The organism is Sphingomonas cannabina (assembly GCF_021391395.1).
Lineage (GTDB): Bacteria > Pseudomonadota > Alphaproteobacteria > Sphingomonadales > Sphingomonadaceae > Sphingomonas > Sphingomonas cannabina.
The window spans coordinates 2,995,938-3,010,037 of sequence record NZ_CP090059.1 but is presented as its reverse complement, the minus strand read 5'-3'; the positions used below and the strand labels follow the sequence as shown (position 1 = coordinate 3,010,037).

Genomic DNA, 14,100 nt, shown 5'->3' with positions numbered 1-14,100 from the left:
TAGAAATGTCGCGAATTTGCGCAATGGCGTGGAATTTCCCGCTCGAGACCGTTTCGCCCCTCCCCGAAGGGGGAGGGGACCAGGCCGCTGACCTCGACGCAAGGATCAAAACGCTGTCCGCAGGCCGAACACGAAGTTGCGACCGCGCAAGGGCGAGGCTTCCTTGATGAACGAGGCGTGGTTGAACGCCAGCTCGTTGGCGAGGTTGGTTCCGCGGACGAACAGCTCGGCGGTCTTTCCGGGAGCCAGGTCCAGTCGATAGGACAGCGTCGCGTTGACCATGTCGTAGCCCGGGGTCCGCGTCTCGAACGATGCGATGCGGCCCTGCTCGAAGACATGGTAGTATTCGACATCCGCCGACAGCGCGCCCCATTTGCCGTCGGCGCGGCCGCCGAGGCGCCCCGCCGGGATGCGCGGTAGGTTGCCGAGGCCGTGCCTGAGCTTCGCCCGTACATAGTCGCCGAAGAGCGAGGCACCGAAGTCCGGCGTGAACTGGTGCCGGATCTCGCCGTCGACGCCGGTGAAGGTCGCGTCCGCGCCGGTGTAGCGGATCAGCCGGAAGTCCTCGAACCGGTCGAGCGTCTCGGCGAAGATGTAGTTGTCGAAATCCTGGTGATAGCCGCCGAGGGTGAAGGTCGTCGCGCCCGACGTCTTGCGGAAGGTGAGGTCGATCGACCTGGCCGTTTCCTTGCCGAGCGTGTCGGTGCCGAGCTCATAGGTATTGGTCGCGAGGTGGATGCCGCGCGCGTAGAGCTCCTGGACGTTGGGTGCGCGCTGCGAGCGGGCGAGCGACAGCGCCAGCGAATAGGTGCCGCCGATGTCCCAGACCGCCGCGCCGGAGATCGAGAGCGGCTTGTGGCTGACCCGGCGGTTGAGCGAGGTCTCGATCGTCTGCCATTCCTGACGTCCGGCGAGCTCGAAGCGGACGGGGCCTGCCTGCAATGTCTCCATCAGGAACAGGGCGGTGCTGCGCGTCTCGCTTTCGGGGAGAAAGGCTTCCTCGCCGAGCGCGCTGAAGTCGCTTTCCGAATGCTGGACGCCGAACACGCCGCGCAGGCCCGCAATGGGCTTGTGCGTCAGCTCGAGGCGGATGTCGCGGGCCTTGTTCCTGAAGGTTGTGGCGACCTCGTCACCCTCGATCTCGTCGTGCGCATAGTCGGTGAACGACATGCGGAAGCGGACCTTTTCGAAGCCCGGCAGCGGATCGCGATAGTCGCTGCGGATGTCGAACCGCTCGCTGCGGAGCTTCACGAACGGCACGCCCTCGTGATCATGGTCGTGATCGTCGCCGTGATCATGGTCATGATCGTCGTCGTCATGGCCGTGCCCGCCGCAATGGAGGTGCGTGCCATGCGGGTGGCAGTCCTCATAGTCGTGGGAGTGGCCGGGCAGGCCGTATTCGCTGCGCTGGCGGGTATAGGCCACGCCCAGATAGCCGTCGGGGCCGATCCACGACCCGCCGACGCTGAACGTCGAGGTGTCGTTGTAGGATCCGGCGACGCGCGAGGCGCCGAACGCCTTCGGCACGCGATAGTCGTCGGAACTGCGGTGGACGCCCTCGGCATGGAAGGCGAAGGGGCCGATCCCGGCGGTGAGCCCGCCCACCAGCGAGCGTTCGTCGTCGGCGGTGCCGATGCGGCCTTCCGCCACGCCGGAGATGCCGCCGTCGGGAAGCCTGGTCGGCACCTTCTCGTCGAGCAGGTTGATCGCGCCGCCGATCGCGCCGCCGCCATAGAGCAGGGCGGCGGGACCGCGCAGCACCTCGACGCCGGTGAGCAGCAGCGGCTCGGTGGTGACGGCATGGTCGGGCGAGATCGCCGAGGCGTCCTGGACGTTGGCGCCGTCCGACAGCGCCTGGACCCGCGGCGCGGTCTGGCCGCGGATCACCGGCCGGCTCGCGCCGCCGCCGAAATTATCGAAGCTGATGCCCGGCTGGCCGGCGAGCGTGTCGCCCAGCGTCGCCTGGCGGCGATGCACCAGCGCGTCGCCCGACAGAGTGATGACCGGCGTCGCGGTCTCGTCCGCCTTCTGGTCGAGCGCGGAGGCGGTGACGACGATATCGGGCGGCGCGGTGCTGCCGGCCTGATTGGACGCCTGCGCGGCGCAGGGCAGCATCGCCGCAAGCGATGCGGCGGAGCGGAGCATGACTCGAATTTTCACAGCAAATCCCTTTTTTGCTCTTGAGGTCGAGAGGGTTGCCCGGATATGGAATGATATAACATTACACAAGAGGAATTTGGATCGATCCATGTTCGCAGAGGAAATCGAGCGCAGCGCGTCCGAACGACGCACCAACGTCATCGAGGGAGCGGCGGTCTCCGCCTCGCTGCTCTGCCTCGTCCATTGTCTTGCATTGCCGCTGCTGCTGCTCCTGCTCCCTGGGGTCATCGGGCTGTTCGCGCGGTCGGAGGTGTTCCACTATGTCGCGCTCGCGCTGGTCGTTCCCTCTGCGGTCGCGGCCTTCTGGCTGGGGTACCGGCGCCACCGCGCGCTGCGGCCGGCGCTGTTGGGGCTGGCGGGAGTCGGCTGCCTCGTCGTCGCGCTGCTACCCGAACGGGCCGAAGGGGCCGAGACCTGGTTCACCGTGGCGGGAAGCCTGCTGCTCGTCGCCGGCCATACGATGAACTGGCGGCTGCGGATGGCGGGCGATTGACAAGGCACCCGCCGGTCGGCTCTCCGTAGTCATGACAGGTGGGAGAATGGAATGCGGCCGTTCGCAACGTGGCGCAAATGGACGGCGGGCGGAGCCGCGGTGCTGATGGCAATGCTCGCTCCCGCTACAGCGGAAGCCCAGACCGCCCGGTTCGAGCGCTTCAGCTACGAGGGCCGCTCGCAGGAGCGCGTGCAGCTTAGGGCCGGCGAATATCGCAACCCGATCCTCTCCGGCTATTATCCCGATCCGTCGGTGACGCGGGTCGGCGACGACTATTACCTCGTCAATTCGTCCTTCGCCCACTTCCCGGGCTTGCCGGTGTTCCATTCGAAGGACCTGGTGAACTGGACCCAGATCGCCAATGCGATCGACCGGCCGGGCCAGCTCGACCTTGCGGGACGCGCGGTGTCGGAGGGGGTGTTCGCGCCGGACATCTCCTACCACGACGGCCTGTTCTACATCGTCAACACCTGCGTCGGCTGCAAAGGCAATTTCGTCATCACCGCCCGGAATCCGGCCGGACCTTGGTCGGATCCGGCGTGGCTGCCGTTCGGGGGGATCGATCCGTCGATCTTCTGGGAGGGAGACAAGGCCTATATCGTCAACAACGACATGCCGGCCGAGCCGCCGCGCTATGAGGGACACCGCGCGATCTGGGTGCAGGAGTTCGACTGGCGCAATCTCAGGATGGCCGGCGAGCGGACGCAGATCGTCAACGGCGGCGTCGACATCAGCAAACAGCCGATCTGGATCGAGGGGCCGCACCTCTTCAAACGCGGCCGCTATTATTATCTGATCGCGGCCGAGGGCGGCACCGAAGACAAGCATTCGGAGGTGGTGTTCCGGTCGGAAAGCGTGCGCGGACCGTTCATGCCCTTTCCGGGCAATCCGATCCTCACCCAGCGCGACCTCGATCCGGCGCGGCCCGATCCGGTCACCTCCACGGGTCACGCCAAGTTCGTCGAGACTCAGGCCGGCGAGTGGTGGGCGACCTTCCTCGGCACGCGACCCTATGGGCCGGACGAGTACAATATCGGCCGCGAGACCTTCCTGTTGCCGGTCAGCTGGCGGGACGACTGGCCGGTCATCCTGCCGCACGGCCGGCCGGTTCCCTTTGCCGCGCCCCGGCCCAAGCTGCCGGCGCAGCCGCGCGCGCCGCTGCCGACCGCCGGCGACTTCGGTTATGTCGACGAGTTCGACGGCAAGCGGCTGGCGCTGCAATGGGTCAGCATCCGCACGCCCAAACAGCCCTTCTACCGGCTCCACGATGGCGCGTTGCTGCTCGCCAGCGGCGCGGCGCTCGGCGACCGGCAAGGCGTGCCGGCCTTCATCGGACGACGGCAGCAACACCATATCGCCACCGTCTCGACCATTTTGCGCTATCGGCCTGCCAAGGATGGCGACCGCGCCGGGTTGGCGGCAGTGCAGAATGACGAGTCGTGGCTGTTCTTCGGCATCACCCGCCTCGACGGCGCGCCGGCGATCGCGCTCTATATGCGCGATAAGGCCAAGACGGATACGCTCGTCGCCTCGGCGCACGTGGCGGTCGATCGGCCGATCACGCTGACGATCCATGCCAACGGCGGGACGCTCGCATTCGACTATACGATCGGAGGCGAGCGACGGACGCTCAAGGCTGGTCTCGACGCGACCTTCCTCAGCACGCACCGGGCGGGCGGGTTCGTCGGCACCGTCATCGGTCCCTATGCCTACGCGCGATAGCGCACCGCTCGTCGCATTCGAGGTCTCACAGACGCCTGGCCGGGCGATTCGGTCATCGGCCGTTCAGGCTGGCCGAAGAGAATCCGTGCTCCCTGTTCCACTTATGAGCGGAGGAAACCTCATGCGCTTGATCTCGAAAGCCCTGCTCGCAGGTCTTGGGACGCTCGCCTTTGCGGGCGCCGCCATCGCGGCCGAGCGGGAGCATGTGATCAATCTGACCCTGCCCGACGGCTCGCAACAGCAGATCCGCTACAGCGGCGATGTCGCGCCTCAAGTCGTCGTCCTGCCGGTGCACGCGCTGCCGGCGCCGGTCGCCTGGTTCGGCGGCGATCCCTTTGGCTCCTTCTCGGCGTTCGATCGGATCGCGGCGGCGATGGACCGGCAGGTGGACGTGATGCTGCGCCAGGCGGCGGAGCTGTCCGCCAGCGCGCCGGAGGACGCCGCCCCGATGACGAGGATGGCGGCGGGCAAGCTTCCCGCGGGAAGCTACAGCTACTCGTTCGTGTCGACGAGCACCGGCTCCGGCACCTGCAGCCGCAGCTTCGAGATGACCTCCTATGGGCCGAACCAGGCGCCGAAGGTCGTCTCGCACAGCTCAGGCGATTGCGGCGGCGGGGTTCCGGCGCCGAGGCAAGCGGTGGCGCCGGCCGAAACGCCAAAACCCGCCTCCAACACGATCTGAGGCGCTTTTCCGGGGCGGCTCGCGGGCCGCCCCGCTTACAACCGGTCGAACGCGGCGATCACTGCATCCCCCGTCGCCGGGCGCAGCTGGAAGATACCGCTGTCGAAATGCCGCGTCGGATGGACGCGGTTGGTGAGCAGTGTCCAGGCGATGCCGCGTGCGAAATCCACCCACAGACCGGTGCCGGTGAAGCCGGTATGGCCGATCGTCTCGTCGGAGCAGGCCTGGCCGCCCGACCAGCCGGCGAACTTGCGTTCCCAGCCGCACGTGCGGTGCTCGTACTGGGGCGTGCGGATCGCCGCCAGCATCGTGGGGCTCGCGCCGCTGCCGCCGAGCAGGCCCTGCGCGAAGTCGAGCACGCCGGCGACGGTGCCGAACAGCCCGGCGTGGCCGGTCTCGCCGCCCATCGCCGCGCAATTCTCGTCATGCACCTCGCCCTTCAGTACGCGCTCGCGCCATGCGCAGCGCTCGGTCGCGACGGCGGGGCCGGGCGGGGGGCCGTAGCTGAGTCCGGGGCCAAGCGGCCAGGCGGAGAGCGGTGCGCCGGTGACGCGCTCGATCGCGATGCCGAGCAGGATGAAGTTGATGTCGGAATAGACCGGAGCCCCATGGCGCCACTCGCGCTGCAGCACGAAGGCGCGCAGCCGCTTTGGATCGTCACCATAGGTGTAGATCGGCTCGACCGCGGGGAAAAAGGTGCGATGCGCCAGGCAGTCGCGGAAGGTGAGCCTGCGCTCGGCGGCATTGGCGACGTCGTACTGGCGGAGGTCTGGGATCGCGTCGGTGAGCGGGCGGTCGAGGTCGATCCGTCCTTCGTCGGCGAGGCTGAGGATCATCGTCGTGGTCGCGATCACCTTGGAGACCGAGGCGAGGTCGAACCAATGGTCCTCGGTCAGGTCCTCGGGCTCGGGCACGAGCGCGGCCTTGCCGGCGTAGGTCACCCAGCGCCGCCCGTCGGCCGCGACGACGCCCAGCGTCGCGCCCGGGATGCGGCCCTCGGCCAGGTAGCGGGCGGCGGGGGCGAAGGCTTGCTCGATCATGCGGGCTCCTCGTCGGCGCGCGGCCGGATGCGCGCGAGCACCGGCAGGAAGGCGATCGCGGCCAAGCTCAATAGCCCCGAGAGCAGGAAGAAATTGTCGTAGCCGATCCGCTCGACCATCGCGCCTCCGGCACCCGCGAGCAGGCGCGGCAACAGGAAGGCGAAGCCCGACAGGAAGGCATATTGTGCCCCCGGATAGCGCGGGTTCACTAGCAGCGAGAGGTAGACGACGAACACCGCGCCCGCCATGCCGTTGCCGAACTGGTCGGCGGCGGTGGCGACGTAGAGCAGCCATTCGTTCGTCGGCTGATGCGCCAGCCAGACGAAACCGAAATTGCCGATTGCGGCGAAGATCGCCCCGACCGCCAGGCTCCACGCCTGCGGCCAGCGCGCCGCCATCCAGCCGCCGAGCCCGACGCCGACCATGCTCGCCACCAGTGCGACCAGGCTGTCGGCGCGGCCGATCTGGGTCAGCGAATAGCCGAGATCCTTGATCATCGGCTTGCTGAGGTTGAGCGCGAGCACGTCGCCCATGCGATAGATCGAGACGAACGCCATCAGCACCAGCGCGGCGAAGGCGTAGCGCCGGAAGAAGTCGACATAGGGCCCGACCGCGACCGAGCGCCGGAACCACGCCTCGGGAGGCGCCTTGCGGATGGCGGGGACGGCGGCGGCCATGATCAGGAACGGGACCATGCAGACGACGAGGACGTAGGGGGTGACGTTGGTCTTGTCGCTGATCCCCGCCGCCGCCGCGGCTGTCAGCAGCACCCAGCCGACTACGGCGGTCACCAACATGGCGGTGACGAGGATCGCCCCGCTGGCGACGAGGCCGGTCGCCAGCGCTGCCAGTCGCCCGCCGCCGTGACCGGGATCGGGCCGCATCGCCGCGAGGATGGGGAAGGGCAGGAACGCCGCCAGCGCGATCGCCAGATAGGCGCCGGTCCAGCCCCAGCCGGGCTGGTCGGCGATCAGCAGCGCGCCGCTGCCCGCCGCCACCATCGCGGTGCGATAGCCCCACAGGTTGGCGGCGGCGATCGGCCCCTGCTGCTCCTGGGTGGGCGCCAGCTCGATGCGCCAGGCGTCGGCGGCGACCTCCAGCGTCGTCGTCCAGAAGGCGAGCAGCACCGCGAACAGCGCCGTCACGCCCAGGCTCGCGTCCGAGGCAGTGAACGCCATCGCCGCCATTGCGGTGAAGATGCCGAGCTGCGCCAGCATGATCCACCCGCGCCGCTTGCCCCAGAAGCGGCCGAAGCCGGGGATGTCGTAGCGGTCGAGCAGCGGCGCCCAGACGAACTTGAAGGTCGGCAGCAGCTGTACCCAGGCGAAGAACCCCAGCACCACCAATGCCACGCCATGCGCCTGGAGCCTGAGCACCAGCACCGTCGAGAACATGTAGAAGGGCAAGCCGGCCGAGAAGCCGAGCAGCCCGTAGAGCAGCAGCCGGCCGATGCCGGGGGGGATCGCCGGGGTTTCGGGGCTGGTGGAGATCGCCGCGGTATCGGCAAGCGTCGAATTCATGCGTCCTCGCGCGGGGATATTCGCGCCTAGCGTCCGATCAACAGGGGCGACAGTCAACCGTCTGTCCCCCCTTCTTCGTCACCCCGGCCTTGTGCCGGGGTCCACCAAGCCTTGCGGACTGGACTCAAACCTCTTGCCGTGTCCTTGCCTCCCGGTGGACCCCGGAACAAGTCCGGGGTGACGGTTGGGGGGCGCGACCTAACCCTTCGCCACCAGCCCGGTATCGACGCGATTGGCGAGCGGCCGCCCCGCCTCCGCGTCGGCGATGCTCTGCAGCGTCGTCTCCGCGATGGCGCCGAGGGCCTCCTCGGTCAGGAAGGCCTGGTGGCCGGTGATCAGCACGTTGGGAAAGGTCAGCAGCCGCTGGAACACGTCGTCGCCGACGATCTCGTTCGAGAGGTCCTCGAAGAACAGGTCGCCTTCCTGCTCATAGACGTCGAGCGCGACGCCGCCGATCCTGCGGGACTTGAGGCCCTCGATCAGCGCGGCCGTGTCGATCAGCGCGCCGCGGCTGGTGTTGACGATGAGCACGCCCGGCCGCGCGCGGGCGATCGCATCGGCATCGATCAGGTGGCGCGTCGCGGGGGTGAGGGGGCAGTGGAGGGTGATGATCTCCGCCTCCGCCCCCAGCGTCGGCAAGTCGACGTAGCGGACGCCGGCGGCGACGAGGGCTTCGTCCTCCGCGATGTCGTACGCCAGCACCTCGCAGTCGAAGCCGAGCCGCAGCGTCCGCGCCACCAGCGCGCCGATCTTGCCGGTGCCGACCACGCCGACGGTGCGGCCGTGGAGGTTGCGGCCGATCAGCCCATCGAGCGCGAAGTTGTTCTCGCGCACCCGCGCCCAGGCGCGATGGATGCGGCGGTCGAGCGCGAGCAGCAGCCCAATGGTGAACTCGGCGACCGCGTGCGGCGAATAGGCGGGCACGCGCACCACCGCGATGCCGTGGCGCTCGGCCGCGGCGAGGTCGACGTTGTTGAACCCGGCGCAGCGCAACGCGACCAGCCGGACGCCCTCGGCCGCGAGCCGCTCCAGCACCGCGGTATCGGCGCGGTCGTTGACGAAGACGCACACCGCCTCGCAGCCGGTCGCGAGCAGCACCGTCGAAGCGTCGAGGCGTGGCTCGAGATATATGAGGTCATGCCCGAACGCCGCATTGGCGGCATCGAGGAAGCGGCGGTCGTAGGGTTTGGTCCCGAACACCGCCACCCGCATCTCAGCGCTCCGTCGACATCGAATAGGGCCGGGCGGCGGGGGAGGTTGCCCAGCTCTTGTTGGGCGTCTCGTTCATCCGGAAGCGCAGCTCGCCGCCGGCCATGATCTCCTGGTGGCGGATATAGCCGCGCGCGAGCGGCTTGCCGTCGAGCAGCACCTCGCCGACGTAGCGGTTGGCGTCGCTGAGCCCGTCGGCGACGACGGTGAAGCGCTTGCCGTTCGGCAGGTTGAGCGTCGCACGGTCCACGAAGGGCCTTCCGATCACATATTCGAGGCTGCCCGGGGTCACGGGATAGAAGCCGAGCGCGGTGAACACCAGCCACGCCGACATCTGCCCGAGGTCATCGTTGCCGGAGAGGCCGTCGGGCGTCGGCTTGTACATCGTGTCGACGATCTGCTTCAGCCGCTCCTGCGTCCGCCACGGCGCGCCGGCATAGTTGTAGAGATAGGCGACGTGATGGCTGGGCTCGTTGCCGTGGATGTACTGGCCGATCAGGCCGGCGATGTCCTCGGCATGGCTGTAGTCGATCTTCGAATTGTCGAAGTCGAACATGGCGTCGAGCTTGGCGACCGCGGCCTTGTCGCCGCCCATGGTCTTGAACAGCGCCGCCTGGTCCTGCGGCACGAACCAGCTGTATTGCCAGGCATTGCCCTCGGTATAGTCGGAGCCGTAGTTGATCGCGGTCGGATCGAATGGCACGCGGAAGCTGCCGTCGGCCTTGCGGGCGCGCAGGAAGCCGGTCTTCGCGTCGAAGCTGTTGCGCCAATAGCCGGCGCGTTTCCGGAACTCGGCGGCGACATCCTGCTTGCCGAGGTCCGCGGCCATGCGGGCGATGGTCCAGTCGTCATAGGCGTATTCGACGGTCTTGGAGGCGGCTTCCGGCTCGCGGTCGATGGGGACGTAGCCGAGCTTCATATAGTCGCCGAGCCCGCCGTAGGGCGCATAGGTGGCGCTCGCGACCATCGCCTTCAGCGCCGCCTCGCCGTCGAAGCCTCGGATGCCCTTCAGCCAGGCGTCGGCGATCACCGGCACCGCGTGATAGCCGATCATCGTCCAGGTCTCGCGTCCCTGGAACTGCCAGACCGGCAGGATGCCGTCCGGGCTCACCCGCTGGCTGTCGATCAGCGAGCGGACGATCTCCGAATTGACCTTCTCGGGCTGCACCAGCGTCAGTAACGGATGCTCGGCGCGGAAAGTATCCCACAGAGAGAAGGTCGAGCGGAAGGTATAGCCCTCGGCCTTGTGCACGGCATTGTCCGGTCCGCGCCAGCGCCCGTCGGCATCGCCTGCGACCGAGGGGGCGAGCAGCGTGTGGTAGAAGGCGGTCATCACGCCGGTCTTCATCGGCGCCGCGGCCTCGATCTGCAGCGCGCCGAGCGCCTCCTTCCAGGCCGCGGTCGTCTTCGCGCGGATTGCATCGAAGTCGCCGGGCTCCGCGTCGAGGTTGGCGATCGCGCCGGCCTCGTCTACCGAGGAGATCGCGACCTTCACCTCCAGCGGCTTGTCGAGCGGGCCGAGGTCGAGCCGACCCACCAGCGCGCGACCAGTCCGTTCGGCGACCGTGTCGGTGCCGCGGCCCGGGCCCTGGAAGCCCTTGTAGGCGATATCCTTCTCGGTGTTGACGAAGGCATGATCCTTGAGCGGCGCCGACAGCCGCATCGCGAAGAACAGCTGCCGGTCGGGCGCCCAGCCGCGAGTCTGGCGCGTGCCGGTGATGGTGCCGTCGGGATGGAGCCGCAGCGAGGACCACAGCACCTTGCCCGGATAATTGTAGAGCGAGGTCCTGAGGTCGAGCACGAGATGCGCGGCCTTACCGGCGGGAAAGGTGTAGCGATGCACACCGACGCGCGTGCCCGCGGTCATCTCCGCACGTACACCGGGATCGGTCAGGGTCACGGCATAATAGCCGGGCTCGGCGACCTCGTTCTGGTGGCTGAATCGCGAGCGGTAGCCTGAGCCCGGCTTGGCGGCGTCGCCCGGCTCCAGCGGCACGGCATCGCCGCTCACCGGCATCACCAGAAAATCGCCGAGATCGGAATGGCCCGCGCCGGAGAAATGGGTGTGGGAGAAACCCTGGATCGTCGGATCGTCGTAACGATAGCCGGCGGCGTGGCCGTAGCATTCGCGGATCTGACAGGTGGTGTCGGTGTCGGGGCTCAGCTGCACCATCCCGAAAGGCGCGACGGCGCCGGGGAAGGTATGGCCTTCTCCGCCGGTGCCGATGAACGGATCGACATCCTGCGCGAGACCGGGAGAGGCGAGGATGAGGGCGAGCGCCGTGACGAGGCTGATGCTGCGGGCCGTGTGCATGACGCCGGTTAGAGCATCGCCGGGCGCGCAGGGAAAGAGCGAATCCGGAAAACATCTTTCTTAATTCCGCGAGACTGCTAGCTTCCCGCGCGCATAACCGGAGAGGACGAGAATGGCCCTGGCACCCGCGCCCGAGACGACGAGCAGCACCGATCCGTCCGCCGATATCGGCAGCGGCGGCTGGGTGAACGCGCCGGAGCTCCGGGGCTTCGTCCTCGCCCTGTTCTTCATCTTCGGCGGCATCACCAGCCTCAACGACGTGATCATCCCGAAGCTCAAGGACCTGTTCACGCTCAACTACACCCAGGCGATGCTGATCCAGTTCTGTTTCTTCACCGCCTATGCGGTGGTCGGCATCCCGGGCGCGATGTTCGTCAAGCGGATCGGATACATGCGCGGCGCGGTGGCGGGGCTGCTGACGATGATGGCCGGGTGCCTGATGTTCATCCCGGCGTCGCGGACGGGCATCTACGGGCTGTTCCTGCTGGCGCTGTTCGTGCTCGCCACCGGCGTGGTGCTCGTCCAGATCGTGTCGAATCCGCTGATCAGTCTGCTCGGCCCGCCGCGGACGGCGCACAGCCGGCTCACCTTTGCGCAGGCGTTCAATTCGGTCGGCACCACCATCTTTCCATTCGTCGGGTCGATCCTGATCCTGGCGCCGCTCGCCGCCAAGGCCGGTACCGAGGCCCAGCCCTTCTGGGACGTGACGCGGATCGTCGACCCCGAATGCCGGGGCGGGCAGCAGAGCACGGTCGTGCCGACCGCCGCCTATCGCATCGCCGAGACGCAGGCGGTCGCGCATACCTATGTCGGCCTGGCGGTGGCGCTCGCGGTGATCGCGACGGTGGTGTGGGTGCTGCGCAACCGGCTGAAGGGTGAGCGGCATGAGGTCACCAGCCTGGCCGGCAGCTTCGCGCTGCTCAAGCGGCCGCGCTTCGCGTTCGGCGCGCTGTGCATCTTCCTCTATGTCGGCGCGGAGGTCGCGATCGGATCGACGCTCGTCAACTATCTGAAGTCGGACCACACGCTCTGCCTGACCGAGCAGTCGGCGGGCAAGCAGTTGCTGTTCTACTGGGGCGGCGCGATGGTCGGGCGGTTCATCGGCTCGGCGGTGCTGCGCGTCGTCAGCCCGGGCAAGGTGCTGGCCGGCGTCGCGGTGGGCGCGATCGCGCTGGTCCTCACCTCGATCACCACGACCGGCGCGATCTCGGCCAATACGTTGCTCGCGGTGGGGCTGATGAACTCGATCATGTTCCCGACGATCTTCACCCTGGCCAGCGAGAAGCTGGGCAGCCGCGCGGCCGACGGATCGGGCATCATCAACGTCGCGATCTTCGGCGGCGCGGTCATTCCGCTGATGACCGGCGGCCTCGCCGATGCGACCAGCCTGCCGTTCGCGATGCTGATCCCGGTGGCCTGCTATGCGGTCATCGCGGTCTACGGCATCTACGCGCGCAGGCCGGCGGCGGACTGAGCTAACCCGCCGCGAGCCAGCCGCCGGTGAAGCCGGCGCGCTCCAGCCCGCGGCGGATCGCCGGCACCTGGCGCATCGTGCGCCAGACGAAATCGTCGCGGTGATTGGCGATCATGCCGACGATCGGCCCCTGGTCGATGCCGAGATAATTGTCCGAGACCCAGCCGACTGCCGGATCGACCTTGCCGAAGGTGAGGTCGACATCGGCCCAGCGGAAGCTGGGGTTGAAGGCGTCGTAGAAGCCGTAATGGCCATAGAGCCGGCCGCCCCCCCATTCGCGCATCGCCAGCGTCGCCGGCACCACGATCTCCGGCGCGAAGGGGAGGGAGCCGATCGCCGCGGTCGGCGCGATCGTGCCGTCGTCGCGACCGTCGGGGAAGTCGATCGGGCCGCGCGCGGAATAGCTGAGGAACTGCCGCTCCTCGCCCTTGAACTCGCGCTTGACGTGGGCCGGACCGACGCAGGCGGTGAGGCCCCAGATCGTCTCCGAATAGCCGTCCCACTTCATCGGATTGGCGATCGCATAGCTGCGCTGCGCGACGGTCGCGCGGCGGCTGTTCTCGAAATAATCGAAGCCGGCCTCGCGCATCACCTTGTCCTGGATGCCGCGGAAATCGACCCAGAGGTGGCTGTACTGGTGGCCGAACTGGGGCGCGAAGGCGAGGTGGCGGGTCGGGCCTTCGCCGCGCCAATATTTGTCATAGGGTGCGCACCAGGCATCCCACGCCTCGGGGCCGACCGGGTGCGTGGGCGACCCGAGCGCCAGCACGTAGATCAGCATGCCCTCGATATAACCGTCCCAGTTCTTCGTGATGAAGCCGCTCTCCGGATGCCAGCCCATCGAGATCACCGGCTGGCCGCGCTGGAACCATGGCCAGTCGGCGCGCTCGTAGATCGCCTGCGCGAGGCGGCGGATCTCCGCTTCCTCGGGATGATCGCCGTCGAACCACTGGCCGGCGAACAGGATGCCGCCGAACAGCAATGTCGTGTCGACGCTGGATAGCTCGGCCCGGCCGAAGCGGAGGCCGGTTTCCATGTCGAGGAAATGGTAGAAGAAGCCCTTGTAGCCGCTGATACCCTTCTCGGCCTCACCTTGGGGCGCGTCGTGGAAGAAGCGGAGCGTCGTCAACGTCCGCTCGCGCGCGTGCCGCCGGCTGATCCAGCCGCGCGCGACGCCCACCGGATAGGCGGTGAGGGCGAAGCCGACCGCGGCGATGCTGCAGAAGGTCGGGTTCGGCCAATTGTCCGGGACCAGGCCGTTCGCGGGATTGGCGGTATCCCAGAACCAGCGGAAGGTGCGCTCCTCGATGTCATCGAAGACGGTAGGGAGCGAGGTGGGCGCGCGGCCGCCGGCGCCGAGCCGATCGACCACGCAGCCGCCGAGTGCGAGCGCACCTGCCGCCACTGGAGCCTGGGCCAGGAGCGCGCGACGGGTAATCATGGGTGGGCGAACTTTCCGAAAGGTGGGACTGCGTTGATTGCGGTG

10 protein-coding genes are annotated in these 14,100 nt (G+C 68.0%); 4 read left to right on the top strand and 6 right to left on the bottom strand.

The features are described 5' to 3' along the window. Nucleotides 1-105: 105 nt before the first annotated feature. Nucleotides 106-2,145, bottom strand: coding sequence for a TonB-dependent receptor domain-containing protein (locus LZK98_RS14375; RefSeq protein ID WP_233783052.1), 2,040 nt, complete (start codon nucleotides 2,143-2,145; stop codon nucleotides 106-108). A gap of 103 nt (nucleotides 2,146-2,248) precedes the next feature. On the opposite strand from LZK98_RS14375, the gene LZK98_RS14370 reads away from it, so the two are divergent. The 3 genes from LZK98_RS14370 (at nucleotide 2,249) to LZK98_RS14360 (ending at nucleotide 5,057) form a co-directional block, all read left to right on the top strand. After that, nucleotides 2,249-2,653, top strand: coding sequence for a MerC domain-containing protein (locus LZK98_RS14370; protein WP_233783051.1), 405 nt, complete (start codon nucleotides 2,249-2,251; stop codon nucleotides 2,651-2,653). A gap of 51 nt (nucleotides 2,654-2,704) precedes the next feature. After that, nucleotides 2,705-4,375 (top strand): glycoside hydrolase family 43 protein, encoded by a 1,671-nt coding sequence (locus LZK98_RS14365; RefSeq protein WP_406693349.1) that lies wholly within the window; start codon nucleotides 2,705-2,707, stop codon nucleotides 4,373-4,375. A gap of 121 nt (nucleotides 4,376-4,496) precedes the next feature. Then, nucleotides 4,497-5,057, top strand: coding sequence for a hypothetical protein (locus LZK98_RS14360; protein ID WP_233783050.1), 561 nt, complete (start codon nucleotides 4,497-4,499; stop codon nucleotides 5,055-5,057). 35 nt (nucleotides 5,058-5,092) lie between these two features. On the opposite strand, the gene LZK98_RS14355 is transcribed toward LZK98_RS14360, so the two are convergent. The 4 genes from LZK98_RS14355 to LZK98_RS14340 all read right to left on the bottom strand — a co-directional run bounded on the left by LZK98_RS14355 (nucleotide 5,093) and on the right by LZK98_RS14340 (nucleotide 11,140). Further along, nucleotides 5,093-6,097 (bottom strand): serine hydrolase domain-containing protein, encoded by a 1,005-nt coding sequence (locus LZK98_RS14355; RefSeq protein ID WP_233783049.1) that lies wholly within the window; start codon nucleotides 6,095-6,097, stop codon nucleotides 5,093-5,095. Continuing rightward, on the bottom strand, nucleotides 6,094-7,617 hold the full coding sequence (locus LZK98_RS14350) for an MFS transporter (RefSeq protein WP_233783048.1): 1,524 nt from the start codon (nucleotides 7,615-7,617) through the stop codon (nucleotides 6,094-6,096). The genes LZK98_RS14355 and LZK98_RS14350 overlap by 4 nt, the downstream gene beginning before the upstream one ends. 198 nt (nucleotides 7,618-7,815) lie before the next feature. After that, entirely contained in the window at nucleotides 7,816-8,829 is a 1,014-nt protein-coding gene (locus LZK98_RS14345) for a 2-hydroxyacid dehydrogenase (RefSeq protein ID WP_233783047.1), read from the bottom strand. Nucleotide 8,830: 1 nt separating this feature from the next. Further along, nucleotides 8,831-11,140, bottom strand: coding sequence for a GH92 family glycosyl hydrolase (locus LZK98_RS14340; RefSeq protein ID WP_233783046.1), 2,310 nt, complete (start codon nucleotides 11,138-11,140; stop codon nucleotides 8,831-8,833). 112 nt (nucleotides 11,141-11,252) lie between these two features. Between LZK98_RS14340 and LZK98_RS14335 the strand changes: the two genes are divergently transcribed. After that, entirely contained in the window at nucleotides 11,253-12,614 is a 1,362-nt protein-coding gene (locus LZK98_RS14335; RefSeq protein ID WP_233783045.1) for a sugar MFS transporter, read from the top strand. Between the two features lies 1 nt (nucleotide 12,615). Here the strand turns inward: LZK98_RS14335 and LZK98_RS14330 are convergent, their stop codons facing one another. Beyond that, nucleotides 12,616-14,055 (bottom strand): glucoamylase family protein, encoded by a 1,440-nt coding sequence (locus LZK98_RS14330; RefSeq protein ID WP_233783044.1) that lies wholly within the window; start codon nucleotides 14,053-14,055, stop codon nucleotides 12,616-12,618. Nucleotides 14,056-14,100: the final 45 nt, after the last annotated feature.